We start from the raw sequence: 16502 nt of genomic DNA on the forward strand, positions 1-16502 counted from the left end.
GCGCTCTCCTCGCGGAACTCCACGAAGGAAGCGCATGCTCACCGAGGTAACTCGGTGAGCATCCCGGGCGGCCTCAGCGCTTGGTGGCGAGCAGGACGCTGGTGTCGGCGGCGACCATGACCTCGACGGTGGTGAAGCGCTCGTCGGTGAGCCAGGACTCGCGCAGGCTGTCGACACGGCCGTAGACGATCGGCGGCCACAGGTCGGTCGGGATGAGGTCGTCGATGACGACGATGCCGCCCTCCTCGACGAGGTCGGAGAGCTGGTCGGGGGAGACCCCGCCGGGGGTCTCGGCGTCGAGGAAGAGCAGCGCGAACGGGCCGCGGTCGCGCAGGATGCCCCAGTCGGCGGCGATGACCTCGACCTGCGCGTCGTCGGCGAAGATCTCGGCGGCCTCCTTGGCGAGGTGCTCGTCGAGCTCGGCGGAGACGATCTGGGCGGCCTTGCCGCGTACGCCGCTTCGCAGCCACGCCGTGCCGACACCGCACCCGGTGCCGAACTCCGCCATCGTGCCGCTCCGGGTGGCCGCCAGAGTCGCCAGCAGCCGCCCGGTCTCGTTGCGGCAGAACGACACGTAGCCCGCCCGACGGGAGACGTCGAAGGCACGGGTCACGATGTCCGGAAGCTCTGGAGGTGCGCTCACGGGACCAGTCTTCCCGATGTTCGGGCGACTTACCCGCATGTGTGTCTCGGATGTCGGACCTTTGGTCCAGATTCGATGACGGAAGAGACATCTCGGGTTACCGTCAGTTCACCATGCGGAGCATTTTTCTCGTACTCGAGTGCCGCGACGGGGCCCAGCGGTAACGACCGCAGGAGAAGCCACCTCGTCGCGGTGGCTTCCGTCTTCTAAAGACCCCGGCTTCTCTCCCACACCCTCTGATGACCCGAAGTGTGAAGGAAGAAGCCATGTACGCGATGTACCCCGAGAGCCCCGCCGACTACAACGAGCGAGGCCGCGAGTGGGGCCCGGCGAGCCACGACCCCGACAACCCGCACAGCGTCGAGAACACCATCGCCGCGGTCCAGCAGGCGCTCGACCTGCGGGACAACGGCGGCCAGCTGCCCGACGACAACTAGTCTCGCCGTATGTCTACGACCAACCTCGCAGTGATCCCCGGCGACGGCATCGGACCGGAGGTGACTGCCGAGGCTCTCAAGGTGCTCGAGGTCGCCTCGCCGGTGAAGTTCGAGCAGACCCGCTACGACCTCGGCGCCGAGCGCTATCTCGCCACCGGCGAGGTGCTTCCGTCCTCCGTGCTCGCTGAGATCAAGGAGCAGGACGCCATCCTGCTCGGCGCGGTCGGCGGCAAGCCCAACGACCCGAACCTGCCTCCGGGCATCCTGGAGCGCGGCCTGCTGCTCAAGCTCCGCTTCGAGCTCGACCACTACGTCAACCTGCGCCCGTCGCGGCTGTTCCCGGGGGCGACCTCCCCGCTGTCGCCGGCCGTGCTCGACCAGGGCGAGATCGACTTCGTCGTGGTGCGCGAGGGCACCGAGGGCCTCTACACCGGCAACGGTGGCGCGATGCGGGTCGGAACCCCGCACGAGGTCGCCACCGAGACCTCGGTCAACACCGCCTACGGCGTGGAGCGGGTCGTACGCGACGCCTTCGCTCGCGCCCAGGCGCGTCCGCGCAAGAAGCTGACGCTGGTCCACAAGACCAACGTGCTCGTCAACGCCGGCTCGCTGTGGTGGCGGGTCACCCAGCAGGTCGCCGAGGAGTTCCCCGACGTCACCGTGGACTACCTCCACATCGACGCGGTGATGATCTTCCTCGCCACCGACCCGGCCCGCTTCGACGTGATCGTCACCGACAACATCTTCGGCGACATCATCACCGACCTCGCCGCTGCCATCACCGGCGGCATCGGCCTGGCGGCCTCCGGCAACATCAACTCCTCCCGGGAGTTCCCCTCGATGTTCGAGCCCGTCCACGGCTCCGCCCCCGACATCGCCGGCCAGCAGAAGGCGGACCCCACCGCGGCCATCCTGTCCGGGGCCCTTCTGCTCGAGCACCTCGGCCACCCCGAGGCTGCCGCCGTCATCGACGCCGCCGTGCTCGCCGACCTCTCCGAGCGCGGTTCGGAGCCACGTACGACCTCCGAGGTCGGCGACGCGATCGCCGCCCGCGTAACCAGCTAGACGCTCCCCTCGACGGGCCGGGCGCAGATTCTCCTGCGCCCGGCCCTTCGTCTGCCCCCATCACTTACGTTTCCCACGTAGAACAGGACTAATCTCATGGTCATGGAGATCAGCACCACATTGTCGACCCAACCGGCCACCGACAAGCAGCTCGCGGAGGTCCTGGCGAACCCAGGCTTCGGCAACCATTTCACCGATCACATGCTCACCGTCGAGTGGACTCCCGAACAGGGTTGGCACAACGGTCGCATCGAGGCGTACGCACCGCTCAGCCTGGACCCGTCGGCAGCCGTGCTGCACTACGCCCAGGAGATCTTCGAGGGGATGAAGGCCTACCGGCACGCCGACGGCTCGATCTGGTCGTTCCGGCCCGAGGCCAACGCCGCCCGGATGGCCCGCTCGAGCGAGCGGCTCGCCCTGCCCGTCCTCGACATCGAGGACTTCGTGCAGACCGTCTTCGACCTGGTCAAGGTCGATGCGCGCTGGGTGCCCGAGGCCTCCGAGACCGACGAGAAGAGCCTCTACCTGCGGCCCTTCATGTTCGCCTCGGAGTCGTTCCTCGGCGTTCGCCCGGCCCAGCACGTGACGTACATGGTCATCGCCTCGCCCGCCGGCTCCTACTTCAAGGGCGGCGTGAAGCCGGTGCGGATCTGGCTCACCGAGGACTACACCCGCGCCGGCCGCGGCGGCATGGGCGCGGCCAAGACCGGCGGCAACTACGCCTCCTCCCTGGTCGCCCAGGCCGAGGCGTCGGCCAACGGCTGCGACCAGGTGGTGTTCCTGGACGCGCAGGAGGGCAAGTACGTCGAGGAGCTCGGCGGCATGAACCTCTACTTCGTCCACGCCGACGGCCGGATCGTCACCCCCGAGACCGGCACCATCCTCGAGGGCATCACCCGCGCGTCCATCATCGAGCTCGCGGGCAAGCTCGGCTACACCGTCGAGGAGCGCAGGTTCGCGATCGACGAGTGGAAGGCCGGGGTCGAGTCCGGGGAGATCACCGAGGTCTTCGCCTGCGGCACCGCCGCCGTCGTCACCCCTGTCGGCGAGCTCGTCTACAACGGCGGCTCCATCGCCTCCGCCGGTGACGGCGAGGTCTGGAAGACCATCCGCAAGCAGCTCGTCGACATCCAGTTCGGTCGCGCCGAGGACACGTTCGGCTGGATGCGCAAGATCGTCTGACGCCCTGGCCGAGGCGTCGCTCCCGTCGGCCGAAGCGTCAGGTACGCAGGCCGAAGCGTCACTCCGGTCGGCCGAGGTGGCACGGTGGTGCCACCTCGGCCGACGTAGGTGACGCCTCGGCGGGGTGTCGGCTGCGGCCGATAAGGTTTGTCACGTGACGACAGCCCCTCGCCGGCTCCCGGTGAACCAACGGGACACCGTTGGTGACTACGACCTGCTCTCCCTGCTGGGTCAGGGCGGGATGGGACGGGTCCACCTGGCCAGCCACCGTACGAGCGGCGAGCGGGTGGCGCTGAAGGTGCTGCGCACCCAGTTCGTGGGCGATGAGGAGGGCCGCCATCGGCTCGCGCGCGAGGTCTCCTCGCTGCAGCGGGTGCGGAGCAGGTGGGTGGCCGGCGTGGTCGGCGCCGACCCGTGGGGCGAGGTGCCGTGGCTGGCGACCCGTTACGTACCGGGGCCGACGCTGCACGACAAGATCGTCAACGATGGCGTGCTCTCGCGCGAGGAGGTCGAGCAGCTGGCCAGCGACCTGGCCGAGGGCATCGCCGACTGCCATGCCGTCGGCGTCCTCCACCGCGACATCAAGCCGGCCAACATCATCGTCGAGGGGCGCACCCCGATCCTGATCGACTTCGGGCTGGCCCGCGTCGCCGACGACCCGAAGATCACCGTGACCGGCCTGCTGATCGGCACGCCCGGCTACCTTCCGCCCGAGATCGCCGTCGGCGACCCGGCCACCCCGGCCTCGGACGTGCACTCGTGGGCCTCCGTGGTGGCGTACGCGGCGACCGGCCGCCCACCCTTCGGTGAGGGCAACGCGATGAAGCTGATGGACCGCGCCCGGCGCGGTGAGCACGACCTCGAGGGAGTGCCGCAGCCGCTGCGCGGGCTGCTCGCCCAGGCGCTCTCTCCCGACCCCGCCGACCGCCCGACGCTGGACGAGGTGCGCGAGTGGCTGCGTACGCCGCGCCGGCCGTTCGTGCACCGGCCGGTCGAGCAGCTCTCGCTGAGCGACCGGGCCGAGCGGGAGAAGGCCACCACCCCGGCCGCGCCGTTCCCGCCGGTCGCGAAGGTCGCCCCGCCACCCAACAAGAGCCTGGAGAAGCTGCGTCGCGGGGCCCTCTGGCTCGGTCTGCTCGCCTTCGCGGTCGGCGTGATCGCCGCGTTCCCGAGCATCGGGTTCTGGACCGTGCTCGGCGCGGCCTGGCTGATCCGCGCCGGCACGCTCGCCGCCGGTGACCTGCGCCGCTGGCGATGGTATCGCGGCCGCAAGTGGCACGACGCGCCCCGGCTCCTGATCGGCGCCCCGTGGCGGCTGGTCCGTTCGCTCCCGAAGACGTTCGTCGTCGGGGTGTGGGGCTTCGGGTTCGTGGTGGCGGCGGTGCTGATCGGCTTCGCCCTGCAGCTCTCCCTGGAGGTGGCGCTGGGACTCGCCGGCCTGGCGTTCGTCGTCGCGCTGTGGACCGGCTCGGGGCGCGACCGGCTGCGAGACCCGGTGACCAGGGCGGTCCACCGGATCTCGGTGCGATGGGTGCCGTGGATCCTCGGGTTCGCGGTGGTCCTCACCCTGGCGCTCTTCCCGATCCAGAACCTCTCCGAGGAGGGCTCGCAGTTCTCCGGCGGCGACGAGCCGTGGTGGGTCGAGCTCCTCGGCTGGTGAGACGCCCGTCCCACGGAGGAAGATTTCGTGGCAGTATCAGGGCCATGACGATCAACGTCATCATCATTCGCTAGCGCGTCGAGCAACCGCCCGACGCGCCACCCTCTCGTTCCCGAGAGGGTTTTTTGTTGCCCAGCCGCAGGACGACCCGAGGACAGAAGAGCCATGGAATTCCACGTCTACGACACCACCCTGCGCGACGGTGCGCAGCAGGAGGGCCTCAACCTCAGCGTCGCCGACAAGCTCGCGATCGCCCGGCACCTCGACGGCCTGGGCGTCGGGTTCATCGAGGGCGGCTGGCCCGGTGCGAACCCGAAGGACACCGAGTTCTTCAAGCGGGCCGTCTCCGAGCTCGACCTCAAGCACGCGCGGCTGGCGGCGTTCGGGTCGACCCGCCGGGCCGGGGTGCGGGCGGCCGACGACCCCCAGGTCGCCGCGCTCCGCGACTCCGGCGCTTCGGTCGTCACCCTCGTGGCCAAGTCCCACGACCGCCACGTCGAGCTCGCGCTGCGGACCACGCTCGAGGAGAACCTCGCGATGATCCGCGACACGGTCTCCCACCTGCGCGAGGAGGGCCAGCAGGTCTTCCTCGACGCCGAGCACTTCTTCGACGGCTACCGGGCCAACCGCGACTACGCGCTGGAGGTTCTGAGGACGGCCTACGAGGCGGGCGCCGACGTGGTCGCGCTGTGCGACACCAACGGCGGAATGCTGCCGGGCTGGGTGGCCGACGTCGTCCACGACGTCCGCACCGCCACCCAGGGGGCGGTCGGGATCCACTGCCACAACGACACCGGGTGTGCGGTCGCCAACTCGCTGGCCGCCGTGGACGCCGGCGCGATGCACGTCCAGGGCTGCATCAACGGCTACGGGGAGCGTACGGGCAATGCCGACCTCGTATCCGTGGTCGCCAACCTGCAGCTGAAGCTGGGCCGCGAGGTGCTGCCGACGGGGCTGCTGGGTGAGGCGACCCGCGTCGCCCACGCGGTCGCCGAGGTGACCAACGTGCCGCCCGCGGGCCGGCAGCCGTACGTCGGTGCCTCCGCGTTCACCCACAAGGCCGGGCTGCATGCCTCCGCGATCAAGGTGGACCCCAACCTCTACCAGCACATGGACCCGGCCGGCGTCGGCAACGACATGCGGCTGCTGGTCTCGGACATGGCCGGTCGGGCCTCGATCGAGCTGAAGGGACGCGAGCTCGGCTACGACCTCTCCGACGACCGCGACCTGGTGACCCGGGTGACCGAGCGGGTCAAGGAGGCCGAGCAGCGTGGCTACACCTTCGAAGCGGCTGACGCCTCCTTCGAGCTGCTCCTGATCGAGGAGGTCGAAGGCTCTCGTCCGTCCTTCTTCGACGTCGAGTCCTGGCGGGTGATCTCCGAGGCTCGCGGCGGCGGCCAGGAGACGGCGTCGACCACCGAGGCGATCGTGAAGATCCACGCCGACGGCGTACGTCACGTCGAGACCGGCGAGGGCAACGGCCCGGTCAACGCGCTCGACCAGGCATTGCGGGCCGCGATCACGCGTGCCTTTCCGGTGGTCGCCGACTTCGACCTGATCGACTTCAAGGTGCGGCTCTTCGACCAGGGACACGGCACCGACGCGAGGACCCGGGTGCTGATCGAGACCTCCGACGGCTCGACGTCGTGGACGACGGTCGGGGTCGGGTCGAACGTGATCGAGGCGTCGTGGGAGGCCCTCGTCGACGGGCTGACCTTCGGGCTGCGCCGGCATGTGGGCGAGACCACACCCCCGGAGGCGGCTTTCACGGAATGAACCTCCCGGACGCGGGCGTTGAACACTTCAACATTGAACTACCCGCGTCCTACGAGGAGAACCCGTGACCGACACCCGTATCGCCGTACTCGTTGGCAGCCTGCGCGCCGACTCCATCAACCGCAAGCTCGCCGAGAAGCTGGTCGCCGAGGCGCCTGATGGTGTCGTCCTGGAGATCGTCGACGGGCTGGCGGACGTGCCGTTCTTCAACGAGGACCTCGAGGCCGACCCGGGCGAGGCCGTGAGCCAGCTCCGCAAGGTGATCGACGAGGCCGACCGCGTCCTCATCGTGACGCCTGAGTACAACGGCACGATGCCCGCCGTCATCAACAACGCGATCGACTGGCTCTCGCGCCCCTACGCAGCCGGCGTGCTCAAGGGCAAGATCCTCTCCGTCGTCGGCGTCGCCCCGACCCCCTACGGTGCCAAGTGGTCCCACGCCGACGCCGCCCGCTCGGCCGGCATCGGTGGCGCGATCGTCGTCGAGGACGCCATCGTCTCCCAGCCGGTCCACGAGATCGACGTCTTCACCGACGCCGACGCCCAGGCCCGCTTCACCGAGGCCGTCGCCAAGCTCGCGGGCTTCCAGCCTGCTGCTGTCTGATCCCCATCCAGGCGGCACCACGATGGTCAGGTCTCTGCGGGGGGAGACCTGACCATCGTCATTTATCGCGTGCGTGACGGGCGATTCGGCCGTACGTTGCGGCCATGAGTGGACCCGTGAAGCAGCTCCGTCTGGTGGTCGAGGCCAAGGACTACGAGGAGGCGGTGGCGTTCTACCGCGACACCCTCGGCCTGCCGGAGGAGGCCGCGTTCTCAGGCCCCGGTGAGGCGCACGTGACGATCCTGGACGCCGGCCGGGCCACGCTCGAGCTCGCCAACTCCGCCCAGCACGCCTACATCGACGAGGTCGAGGTCGGGCGTCCGGCGGCCGGCCACGTACGGGTGGCGTTCGAGGTCGAGGACTCCGCCGCCGTCGCCTCCGGGCTCGTCGATGGCGGTGCCACCCTTGTTGCGCCGCCCACCCGCACCCCGTGGGAGTCGCTCAACGCCCGTCTCGACGGGCCGGCGGGTCTGCATCTGAGTGTCTTCCAGGAGCTCGTCGAGCCCGCGCTGGCACCGGACTACCCGGTCACCACCGAGCGGTTGGCGCTGCGCCCGATCGACGTCGAGCGCGACCTCGAGGACCTGCACGCCTACCTCTCGCTCGAGGAGGTGTGCCGCTACATCCCGCCGGTGCCGCGTGACCGCGAACAGCTGCGGAAGGCGTACGCACCCGAGAGGCGTCTCTCCGTCCTGCGTCAGGAGGGTGAGGTGCTCTGCCTCGCCGTCGAGCACGAGGGCCGGCTGATCGGCGACGTGGTCCTTTTCTGGCACAGCAAGGAGCAGCGGTCGGGGGAGATCGGCTATGCCTTCAACCCTCAGTTCAGCGGCCGCGGCTTCGCCACCGAGACCGCACGGGCGCTGCTGGGCCTGGCGTTCGACGGGCTCGGCCTGCACCGGGTGACCGCCCGGGTCGACGAGCGCAACGAGGCCTCGGCCCGGGTGATCGAGCGGCTCGGGATGCGCAAGGAGGCGGTCGAGCGTGAGGCCGAGTGGTTCAAGGGTGAGTGGACGACATTGGTGCACTACGCGATGCTCGAGGACGAGTGGCGCTCGGGCCACTAGTCTGCAGGTGTGGCCGAGCTTCATGATCTGACCGCCCTGGAACAGGGAGAGCTGCTGCATCGATGCGAGATCTCCCCGGGAGAGATCGCCGAGCACTATCTCGACCGGATCGCCCGGCTCGACGATGTCGGTGCCTTCGTCACGGTGGCCGAGTCGCGGATCTCCACATGTGCTCGGGAGCTCGCGGTGAAACCGGTCGGCGCCTCGCCGCTGTGGGGCGTACCCACCGCCATCAAGGACCTCAACCTCACCCGCGGGGTGCGTACGACCTTCGGGTCGGCGGTCTTCGCCGACTTCGTCCCCGACGTCTCCGACAACGTGACGCTCTCGATCGAGGCGGCCGGGATGATCTCCCTCGGGAAGACCAACACCCCCGAGTTCGGCTCGCCCTGCTACACCGAGCCCGATGTGGCGCCGCCCGCCGTCACCCCTTGGGACCGTACGCGGATCGCCGGCGGCTCCTCCGGGGGTGCTGCCGCGGCGGTCGCCGCCGGGCTCGTTCCGGTCGCCCAGGGCTCCGACGGCGGCGGCTCGATCCGGATCCCGGCCTCGTGCTGCGGGCTGGTCGGCCTCAAGCCGACCCGTGGGCGGATCTCCCCGTCGCCGATGTACGGCGACGCGGCCGGACTCGCCACCGCCGGTCCGATCGCCCGGTCGGTACGCGACGCCGCGGCCTTCCTCGACGTGCTCGCGGGGCGGCGTACGGGCGATCCCTTCTGGGCACCCGAGGAACCCCTGCCGTTCCTCGACGCGTGCGAGCGGCCGCCGGGGCGGCTGCGCATCGCCCGGTTCATCGAGCCGCTGATCGCGCCGACCTCGGTCGACCCGGAGTGCGTCGCCGCCTGGGAGAACGCCTCTGTGCTGCTGGAGTCGCTGGGCCACGAGATCATCGACATCCCGCGGCCGCTGCCGGTCGAGGCGGTCGCGGTCTTCGAGACGGTCTGGGCCGTCGGCACCGCGATGTCGGTCGTCAACCTGACCCCCGAGCAGCGCTCGCAGATCCGGCCGCTGACCCGCTGGCTCACCGAGCAGGGGGAGGCGGTCAGCGGTCCGGCCTTCGGGCTGGCGATCGCCGAGCTGCGTCGCTTCGCCGCCGGTGCGCTGGAGGCACTGGCGCCCTACGACGCTGTGCTCACCCCGACCCTCGCCACCCCGCCCCCGAAGGTCGGCGAGATCCGCGACGACGCCGACCCCGCGCGCGACTTCCAGGCCCAGAAGGAGTTCACCCCCTGGACCTCCGCCTGGAACGTCACCGGCATGCCCGCCATCTCCCTGCCCCTCCACTGGACCCCGTCCGGCCTCCCGGTCGGCGTCATGCTCGCCGCCCGCCCCGCCGAGGAACCCCTCCTGCTCTCCCTCGCGGCCCAGATCGAGGATGCCGCCCTCTGGGACCACCGCCTCCCGCCCGGCTGGTAACCCGCCCACGCCGAGACGTCAGTCAGGTCGGCCGACACGTCAGTCAGGTCGGCCGACACGTCAGTTGCGTCGGGCGAGATGGCACATGGTGCCGTCTCGACCGACGTACGTGACGCCTCGGCCGACCGCAGCGACGCGTCGGCCGACCGGGGTGACGCGTCGGCCGACCGGGGTGACGCGTCGGCCGACCGGGGTGACGCGTCGGCCGACGGGGGTGACGCTTCGGCTGGGGTCAGTCGCCGAGGCCGCGGGCTTTGAGGGCGTCGCCGGTCTCGTGAGCGCGGGCGACGACTCGGATGACGAAGGGGGTGAGGTACGCCCTGGGGGAGCGGCCGAGGCCGCGGGCTCGGGCGGCGTCGCGGGTCTCCACGCCCAGGGCGAGGGTGCCGGGAAGGGCCTGGATGGCCATCGCGATCGTGAGCGCGACCCGCTCGGGGTCGAGCCCGACGCGGCGCAGCGGACGGATCCAGCGGACGACGGCGTCGAGCGTCTCGGTGGTCGGTGTGGTCACGGTCAGGGTGAGCGCCAGCAGTGCGAGCGAGACGAGGTCGAGGAGGGACTCCAGCGCTCGGTCGAAGGTGAACAGCCACCACTGCAGCAGCGCGACGAGCACGGCGATGACCAGCACGGCGCGCAGCGCCCGCGCGGTCGCGGCCAGGTCGAGGCGGCCGATGAGCGCGAACACGACGGCCACCATCAAGAAGCCGACCGCGATGAGCGGGCCGCGCAGCGCCACGATGGCCACGCTGAGCGCGGCCAGCCCGAGCAGCTTGGCGCCCACCGGTAGCCGGTGGAGCACGGTGTCGCCCGGGCGGTAGAGCCCGACGGTCATGCTCACCCCTGGCTCACCGCCCCCACGTAGTGCGCAACCGCGGCGTCGGCATCGCCGTCGTAGCAGACCCGGCCGTCCTCGACGACGAGGACGCGGTCGCAGCGGCGTACGAGGTCGAGATCGTGGGTGACGAGGACCAGCTGCTGCGGCAGCGAGAAGAGCAGGTCGCCGACCATGCGGGTGTTGCGCAGGTCGAGCAGGGTGGTCGGCTCGTCGGTGACGAGCACGTCGGGTTCGGTGGCGAGCACACCGGCCAGGGCGAGCAGCTGACGTTGGCCGCCGGAGAGCGCGTGGACGCTGACCTCGGCGCGCTCGGAGAGCCCGAAGCGGGCCAGCGTGTCGAGGGCGACCTGCTTGCGGCGTACGCGGTCCTTCACGGTCCTGCGCAGCGACAGCTCGACGTCCTCGACGCAGGTCGGCATCACCAGCTGGGCGGCGGGATCGGTGAACGTGAACCCGACACGACGGCGTACGGCGGCGCCCTTGCGCGCCACGTCGAGGCCACCGACGGAGACGCTCCCGGCGCTGGGTGCGACCAGGCCGTTGATCATCCGGGCAAGGGTCGACTTGCCGGAGCCGTTGCTCCCGACGATCCCGATACGCTGCTCGGTCAGGGTCAGCGTGGTGGGCTGCAGGATGGTGCGCTCGCCACCGAGGTCCGGGGACTCGACCCGGACCTCGGCGGCCTCGAAGCGGATCTCAGGCACGTCGGGCGAGCAGCTTCGGGAAGGCGCGGTGGACCTGGGAGGCGACGACCGCGGCGACAGCGGCCTTGATGAGGTCACCGAGCCAATAGGGGGCGTCGAAAGCCGCCGCCTGGGGCAGGCTGACGTGGAGCACGATGGCCATCCCGATGATGCCGCCGACGTGGTTGATGACGACGCCGACGACACAGGCGGCGAAGACGAGGAGGGGGTTGGTGCGACGGGACCGCAGGACGTACTTCACCAGCAGGCCGACGACGAGCACCATGACCGGGAAGGACCACAGATAGCCACCGGTCACCCCGACGAAGACGCCGGGACCGGCGGAGTGGCCGGCGAAGACGGGGAGGCCGGCGACGCCGAGGAGCAGGTAGAGCACCACGGCGGCGGTGCCGCGCAGCGGGCCCAGCAGGGCGCCGGTCAGCAGGAGCGCGAAGCCCTGCAGCGTCAGCGGTACGCCGGCGCCGCCCATCGGGATGGCGGCGAGGTAGGAGCAGACCGCGATCAGGGCGGCGAACGCGGCGATCAGTGCGAGGTCGGTGGTGTCGAGCCGCGACGACTTGGTCGCCGGGGTCGCCGGGGTCGCCGGGGTCGCCGGGGTCTCGTCGGTGCTCGTGGGGGACTCGGTCATACTCGCTCCTGCGTACTCAGACCTGAACCTTGGTCAGGTGAACGGTGTTCAGGTTAAGGTCGACGTACGTCTTCGTCCACTTCGTCCCACCACCCGGCCCCTGGGAGCAACATGCGATACCGCCGTGAGGACGTCGTCGCCCGCGCGCTGCAGGTCCTCGACGACTACGGTCTCGCCGACCTGACCATGCGTCGCCTCGGCACCGAGCTCGGCGTACGTCCCAGCGCGCTCTACCACCACTTCGCGAACAAGCAGTCCCTGCTGGCCGCGGTGGCCGACGAGATCCTGCTCCGCGGCCGGCACGAGCCGTCGGGAGCCTGGGACGTACGCGTCACCGGCATCTGCACCGACCTGCGCGACTCTCTGCTCGCCTACCGCGACGGCGCCGAGGTCGTCGCCACGGTCTGGGCCTTCGGGCTGGGCGCGACCCAGCCCCACGACGACCTCGTCGCGGCCCTGAACGACGGCGGCCTCGGCGACCTCGCCCCCGTCGCCGCCCGCACCCTGCTCCACTTCGTCTACGGCCACGCCGTCGACGAGCAGACCCACCTCCAGGCCGCCGCCGCGGGCGCCATCGAGGACGACGTACGCGACACCGACGACTTCGTCACCGGCCTGGGCCTGATCGCCGCCGGCATCTCGATGGCCAAGGTCGTCCGCGAGGCCTCCGCCGACCGCTGAGGCGAGCCGCGGTCAGACCGCGTCCACCTCGGCTCCGTGCAGCTCGGCGAGCATGACGGCGCCGGCGAGGTCGAGCTTCGTCGCACGCAGCGACGCCACGGTGAGATCGACCCGGTCGAGGACGGCACCGCGAAGGTCGGCGCCGTGCAGCGTCGTCTCCTGGAGCGTGGCTCCGGCGAGCTGGGCGTCGCGCAGCACCGCGTCGGTGAGGTCGGCCAGGGACAGGTCGGCGTCGCGCAGGTCCAGCCCGGACAGGTCGAGCCGGGACAGGTTCGCCCCGCGCAACGAGACTCCGCGCCAGACGCCGCCGCTCACCTTCAGCGGCCGCAGGGTGCAGCCCGAGAACTCGCTCCCGCTGAGCTTGCAGCCCTCGAACGTCGAGTCGAAGAAGTTCGTCCGCCGGAAGTCACAGCCGACGAACGCCGAGCCGACGTGGGTGGAGGCGTTGAACCGGCCGCCGTGGAAGGTGCAGTTCTCGAAGAGCGCCGCCGACGTCGTCGCCTCGGTGAGGTCGACATCGGTGAAGACGCAGTCGACGAACCGAGCCCCGGTGAGGTCGGCCGCGTACCAGTCCTCGTTGCGGAAGTGCTCCTCGGTCGCCTCGGCGGGTGGGTTCGACATGGCGCACACCCTGCCACCCGCCACCGACAGTCCGGGCAACTCAGTCGTGCTGGGCGAACCACTCGTCGAGCAGGGGCCAGGTGTTGTTGCGCGCGGCGCGGCCGGTGAGGAGGCCGAGATGGCCGCCGGGGACGACCTCGAAGCGGAGCTCCTCGGCGCCGGTGAGCAGGTCGACCAGCGGCCGGACCGAGGCGACGGGGCCGATGCCGTCGTTGGCGCCGGCGACGACGAGCGTGGGCTGCTTGACGTCGCGCAGGTGGACGGAGTGGTCCTCACCGAGGTCGATCTGCCCGCTGAACAGCGCGTTGGTGCGGAAGAAGTGGTGATAGAGCTGCCCGAACGTACGCCCCGGGTAGGCGATGATGTTGTCGGTGAACCGGTCGACCGCCTCGAGCTGGGCGAGGAACTCGCGGTCGGCCAGGTTGGACAGCTTCGCGACCGGCTTGGTGAACATCTTGTCGACCGAGGAGATCTGGAAAGCCCACCTGACCAGCGGCTTCGGGGCTCCTCCGAAGGCCTGGTAGGCCGTGGTGACCAGGTTTCCCGGCGGCAGGTTGAGCAGCGGCCGCAGCGGCGCGATCAACGGCACCTGACGTACGTCGCAGGGCGAGCCGAGCACCGCCAGCGAGGCGATCGGGAGGTCGGGGGCGTCGGCGGCGGTGAGCATCGTGAAGATCCCGCCCAGCGACCAGCCGACCACGTGCACCGGCCGCCCGCCCGCGTGCTCGGAGACCGACCGGATCGCCTCCGGCACGACGTGCGCGATCCAGTGCTCGATGCCGAGGCTGCGATCGGCGAAGTTCACCTCGCCGTACTCGACCAGATACGTCGGCCGATCCGTCCCCACCAGGTGCTCGACCACCGAGCAGCCGCGCCGCAGGTCGTAGCAGATCGCCGGCGCCGCCAACGGCGTGACCAGCAGCACCGGGTCGCCCTCCGAGGTCTCTCCCGCCACGGGCCGGTAGTGGTAGAGCTCGCGCCGGTTGCCGTCGTCGATCAACGTACGCGGCATCGGCCGCAGGTCGGCGAGCCCGCCGTAGAGCAGCGAGTGCGCGACGTTCCCCGCCGCGGCACCGACCGTCGTGGCGATCGAGGCGGCAGCTTGTCGGGGGTGGGGGAGGATGGCCATTGTGGGGTTAACGTAACCCGTCCATCGGGGTCACGGCGGGAGCAGCCCCGTACCGGGTGTGACGTCGGTTACGCCGCCTGATCAGGCGCCCAGGTCGAGGGTCCAGGTCTGGCCGACGAGGTCGTGACCGAAGCTGTGGTGCTTCTCCTCGTCGGTGAGGGTGAAGCCGTGGTTCTCATAGATCCGGCGGGCCGAGGTGAGGATGTCGTTGGTCCAGAGCGTGACCTGCTGATATCCCGAGGCGCGGGCGAAGTCGAGGCACTCCCCGACCAGGCGGGAGCCCACTCCGAGCCCCCGGGCCGTGGCGGTGACCAGCAGGATCCGGAGCTTGGCGACGCCGGGCTGCTCGCCGGCGGCCAGGAGAATGCATCCGGCGCGCTGTCCGTCGACCTCGGCGATCCAGGCCGCCTCCCTCGCAGGGTCGTGATTGCCGGCGGAGTCAGCCACGATCCGGGCGACCAGCGCCTCGAACTCGGTGCTCCAGCCGAACTGCTCGGCATAGATCTCGCCATGCGTCATCACCATCCAGCCCAGGTCGCCGGGGCGGTCGGCGCGCCTGACCCGCACCTGTGCGTCTCGCTCTTGGTCTGCCATCAGATCCTCCTACTGACACGACTGTTTCAGTAGAGGTTATGCTAGGTCCATGACCGCACCGGAGCCAACTCCCTCGGCCCGCAAGACCGAGCTGCTCGAGGCGGCCTACGCCTATGCCCTCGAGCACGGTCTCGCCGACCTCTCGCTGCGCCCGGTGGCCGCCGCGATCGGCTCCAGCCCGCGCGTGCTGATGTTCCTGTTCGGCAACAAGGACGGGCTGGTCAAGGCCCTGCTGGCCCGCGCGCGCGTCGACGAGCTGGCGATGATCGAGCCTCTGCACTCCTCGGTCAGTGGCCTGCCCGAGGCCGTCGCTCATGTCTGGACGTGGCTCGCGGTCGAGGAGCATCGCCCACTCCTGCGCCTGTGGGCGGAGGCGTACGCCCGCTCCCTGGTCGAGCCCGACGGCCCCTGGGGCGGCTTCGCCGAATCGACCGTGACCGACTGGCTCGCCGTCCTCGCCACCTGCCAGCCGGAGCCCGAGCGGACCACCGAGCAGGGCCTCGTCCTCCGCACCCTCGCCCTGGCCACCCTGCGCGGCGCCCTGCTCGATCTGCTCGCCACCGGTGACGCCGCGCGGATCACCGCCGCAGTCGAGCTCCAGACAGGTGTCCTGGCGACCTCACCCGAAGTGTGAGGTGAGGCGCTCGCGCTCGGTGATGAGGTGTTCGCGGAGCGGCCCACTCGGCGAAGGCGTGCTCCTGCTTCCCTGCGGCTGTCTCGATGCGGATCGGGTTGGTGCAGAGGTCGGAGAGGTCTTCAACGAGATCTTGCTTCTCCAGCCCCTCCCCGCGTTTCCAGGGGCCGACCGGGAGATGCTCGTCTGACTCCTTCGAATGGCGCCCAATGAGATTCTCGCAGCGCCGGCCGAGTCGGTCACACAGGCTGCCTGACCGAACGCACAATCTTAGGAGTCTTTGTCGTCTTCCCGCGCGAAGCGGGACGTACAAGTGATCGATGTTCGCTCTCGTCCGCTGACCTGGAATGTCGGAGCGAACGAGGTTGCGACTACGGGATGGGAGGGCGGTCTCAGCATGGGATTGTTCAGCAGGAAGTGGCCGGCGGAGTCAGAAGTCGCTCGAGGCACGTTCACTCCGATTGACGGCGAACAACTGTTCGTAGGTGAGAAGGCCTATTAGGAAGCGCTCATGGGACTTCTCAAGATCCGTGGGCACATAGATCTGATGTCGTCTCCGCGTGCGATTCGCGAGACGTCTACCGCACGACTGGTGTGTGAGACAGACAACCCCTACGACGCAAACGCCGTAGGGGTCGAGATCAACGGTCACAAGGTGGCGTACATGTCTAGGGACAACGCAGCACGGTTCCGGCAGGCGTACGGCGTGATCATCGCCGAGATGCCGGTTGAGGTCTATGTGCCTGCCAAGAGGGTCGATGGCAAGTGCATCGTGTCTCTCTGGCCCGTAACGGACTGACGACGACACTCGAACCCTTCGCTCGGAAAG

The 16502-nt window shown here is 70.1% G+C and carries 18 protein-coding genes; 11 read left to right on the forward strand and 7 right to left on the reverse strand.

Translation table 11 applies throughout. From position 1 onward, the window contains the following. Positions 1 to 73 precede the first annotated feature (73 nt). Positions 74 to 643 carry an O-methyltransferase gene (locus BLT25_RS19675; RefSeq protein WP_091049459.1) on the reverse strand — a complete coding sequence of 190 codons (570 nt, stop codon included), beginning with the start codon at positions 641 to 643 and terminating at the stop codon, positions 74 to 76. 266 nt (positions 644 to 909) lie between these two features. Between BLT25_RS19675 and BLT25_RS29985 the strand changes: the two genes are divergently transcribed. The 8 genes from BLT25_RS29985 (at position 910) to BLT25_RS19710 (ending at position 9847) form a co-directional block, all read left to right on the forward strand. Next, positions 910 to 1080, forward strand: coding sequence for a hypothetical protein (locus BLT25_RS29985; RefSeq protein WP_176884072.1), 171 nt, complete (start codon positions 910 to 912; stop codon positions 1078 to 1080). Between the two features lie 9 nt (positions 1081 to 1089). After that, complete coding sequence (locus BLT25_RS19680) at positions 1090 to 2145, forward strand: 3-isopropylmalate dehydrogenase (RefSeq protein ID WP_091049462.1); 1056 nt, start codon at positions 1090 to 1092, stop codon at positions 2143 to 2145. A 102-nt stretch (positions 2146 to 2247) separates the two neighbouring features. Further along, positions 2248 to 3327: a branched-chain amino acid aminotransferase gene (locus BLT25_RS19685; protein WP_176884074.1), complete on the forward strand. Its 1080-nt coding sequence runs from the start codon at positions 2248 to 2250 to the stop codon at positions 3325 to 3327. Positions 3328 to 3481: 154 nt separating this feature from the next. Continuing rightward, complete coding sequence (locus BLT25_RS19690; RefSeq protein WP_143033799.1) at positions 3482 to 4987, forward strand: serine/threonine-protein kinase; 1506 nt, start codon at positions 3482 to 3484, stop codon at positions 4985 to 4987. A gap of 165 nt (positions 4988 to 5152) precedes the next feature. Then, the gene (cimA, locus tag BLT25_RS19695; protein ID WP_091049470.1) at positions 5153 to 6763 is read left to right on the forward strand and encodes a citramalate synthase; all 1611 of its coding nucleotides are present in this window, start codon (positions 5153 to 5155) and stop codon (positions 6761 to 6763) included. Positions 6764 to 6827: 64 nt separating this feature from the next. Then, the gene (locus BLT25_RS19700; protein WP_091049473.1) at positions 6828 to 7367 is read left to right on the forward strand and encodes an NADPH-dependent FMN reductase; all 540 of its coding nucleotides are present in this window, start codon (positions 6828 to 6830) and stop codon (positions 7365 to 7367) included. Between the two features lie 104 nt (positions 7368 to 7471). Beyond that, a complete protein-coding gene (locus tag BLT25_RS30495) occupies positions 7472 to 8431 on the forward strand; it encodes a GNAT family N-acetyltransferase (RefSeq protein ID WP_091049475.1) in 960 nt (319 codons plus the stop codon). 9 nt (positions 8432 to 8440) lie between these two features. After that, positions 8441 to 9847: an amidase gene (locus BLT25_RS19710; protein WP_091049477.1), complete on the forward strand. Its 1407-nt coding sequence runs from the start codon at positions 8441 to 8443 to the stop codon at positions 9845 to 9847. A gap of 232 nt (positions 9848 to 10079) precedes the next feature. Here the strand turns inward: BLT25_RS19710 and BLT25_RS19715 are convergent, their stop codons facing one another. From BLT25_RS19715 to BLT25_RS19725, 3 genes are read right to left on the reverse strand one after another with little or no spacing between them, the layout of a single operon-like run. Beyond that, positions 10080 to 10679, reverse strand: a complete 600-nt coding sequence (locus BLT25_RS19715) for an energy-coupling factor transporter transmembrane component T family protein (RefSeq protein WP_256328692.1) — start codon at positions 10677 to 10679, stop codon at positions 10080 to 10082. 2 nt (positions 10680 to 10681) lie between these two features. Next, on the reverse strand, positions 10682 to 11386 hold the full coding sequence (locus tag BLT25_RS19720) for an energy-coupling factor ABC transporter ATP-binding protein (protein ID WP_091049482.1): 705 nt from the start codon (positions 11384 to 11386) through the stop codon (positions 10682 to 10684). After that, positions 11379 to 12014 carry a biotin transporter BioY gene (locus BLT25_RS19725; protein ID WP_091049484.1) on the reverse strand — a complete coding sequence of 212 codons (636 nt, stop codon included), beginning with the start codon at positions 12012 to 12014 and terminating at the stop codon, positions 11379 to 11381. The genes BLT25_RS19720 and BLT25_RS19725 overlap by 8 nt, the downstream gene beginning before the upstream one ends. A gap of 111 nt (positions 12015 to 12125) precedes the next feature. Between BLT25_RS19725 and BLT25_RS19730 the strand changes: the two genes are divergently transcribed. Further along, positions 12126 to 12695, forward strand: a complete 570-nt coding sequence (locus tag BLT25_RS19730) for a TetR/AcrR family transcriptional regulator C-terminal domain-containing protein (protein ID WP_091049487.1) — start codon at positions 12126 to 12128, stop codon at positions 12693 to 12695. Positions 12696 to 12707: 12 nt separating this feature from the next. Here BLT25_RS19730 and BLT25_RS19735 read toward each other — a convergent pair whose 3' ends face one another. The 3 genes from BLT25_RS19735 to BLT25_RS19745 all read right to left on the reverse strand — a co-directional run bounded on the left by BLT25_RS19735 (position 12708) and on the right by BLT25_RS19745 (position 15039). Continuing rightward, positions 12708 to 13316: a pentapeptide repeat-containing protein gene (locus tag BLT25_RS19735; protein ID WP_256328693.1), complete on the reverse strand. Its 609-nt coding sequence runs from the start codon at positions 13314 to 13316 to the stop codon at positions 12708 to 12710. A 40-nt stretch (positions 13317 to 13356) separates the two neighbouring features. Next, positions 13357 to 14445 (reverse strand): alpha/beta fold hydrolase, encoded by a 1089-nt coding sequence (locus tag BLT25_RS19740; protein ID WP_091049489.1) that lies wholly within the window; start codon positions 14443 to 14445, stop codon positions 13357 to 13359. A gap of 81 nt (positions 14446 to 14526) precedes the next feature. Beyond that, complete coding sequence (locus BLT25_RS19745; RefSeq protein WP_091049491.1) at positions 14527 to 15039, reverse strand: GNAT family N-acetyltransferase; 513 nt, start codon at positions 15037 to 15039, stop codon at positions 14527 to 14529. A gap of 49 nt (positions 15040 to 15088) precedes the next feature. Here BLT25_RS19745 and BLT25_RS19750 point away from each other — a divergent pair, with 49 nt between their 5' ends. Next, positions 15089 to 15673 carry a TetR/AcrR family transcriptional regulator gene (locus tag BLT25_RS19750; protein WP_091049494.1) on the forward strand — a complete coding sequence of 195 codons (585 nt, stop codon included), beginning with the start codon at positions 15089 to 15091 and terminating at the stop codon, positions 15671 to 15673. A gap of 511 nt (positions 15674 to 16184) precedes the next feature. After that, the gene (locus BLT25_RS19755) at positions 16185 to 16472 is read left to right on the forward strand and encodes a hypothetical protein (RefSeq protein WP_091049496.1); all 288 of its coding nucleotides are present in this window, start codon (positions 16185 to 16187) and stop codon (positions 16470 to 16472) included. Positions 16473 to 16502 lie beyond the last annotated feature (30 nt).

Origin of the sequence: Nocardioides sp. YR527 (genome assembly GCF_900101045.1) — a bacterium.
Classification (GTDB): Bacteria; Actinomycetota; Actinomycetes; order Propionibacteriales; family Nocardioidaceae; genus Nocardioides.

Bases quoted from the DNA above. Each gene is read 5' to 3' on its own strand.
- BLT25_RS29985 (WP_176884072.1), top strand. From the start codon at position 910: ATGTACGCGATGTACCCCGAGAGCCCCGCCGACTACAACGAGCGAGGC.
- BLT25_RS19680 (WP_091049462.1), top strand. From the start codon at position 1,090: ATGTCTACGACCAACCTCGCAGTGATCCCCGGCGACGGCATCGGACCG.
- BLT25_RS19685 (WP_176884074.1), top strand. From the start codon at position 2,248: ATGGAGATCAGCACCACATTGTCGACCCAACCGGCCACCGACAAGCAG.
- cimA (WP_091049470.1), top strand. From the start codon at position 5,153: ATGGAATTCCACGTCTACGACACCACCCTGCGCGACGGTGCGCAGCAG.
- BLT25_RS30495 (WP_091049475.1), top strand. From the start codon at position 7,472: ATGAGTGGACCCGTGAAGCAGCTCCGTCTGGTGGTCGAGGCCAAGGAC.
- BLT25_RS19715 (WP_256328692.1), bottom strand. From the start codon at position 10,679: ATGACCGTCGGGCTCTACCGCCCGGGCGACACCGTGCTCCACCGGCTA.
- BLT25_RS19725 (WP_091049484.1), bottom strand. From the start codon at position 12,014: ATGACCGAGTCCCCCACGAGCACCGACGAGACCCCGGCGACCCCGGCG.
- BLT25_RS19730 (WP_091049487.1), top strand. From the start codon at position 12,126: ATGCGATACCGCCGTGAGGACGTCGTCGCCCGCGCGCTGCAGGTCCTC.
- BLT25_RS19735 (WP_256328693.1), bottom strand. From the start codon at position 13,316: ATGTCGAACCCACCCGCCGAGGCGACCGAGGAGCACTTCCGCAACGAG.
- BLT25_RS19740 (WP_091049489.1), bottom strand. From the start codon at position 14,445: ATGGCCATCCTCCCCCACCCCCGACAAGCTGCCGCCTCGATCGCCACG.
- BLT25_RS19745 (WP_091049491.1), bottom strand. From the start codon at position 15,039: ATGGCAGACCAAGAGCGAGACGCACAGGTGCGGGTCAGGCGCGCCGAC.
- BLT25_RS19750 (WP_091049494.1), top strand. From the start codon at position 15,089: ATGACCGCACCGGAGCCAACTCCCTCGGCCCGCAAGACCGAGCTGCTC.
- BLT25_RS19755 (WP_091049496.1), top strand. From the start codon at position 16,185: ATGGGACTTCTCAAGATCCGTGGGCACATAGATCTGATGTCGTCTCCG.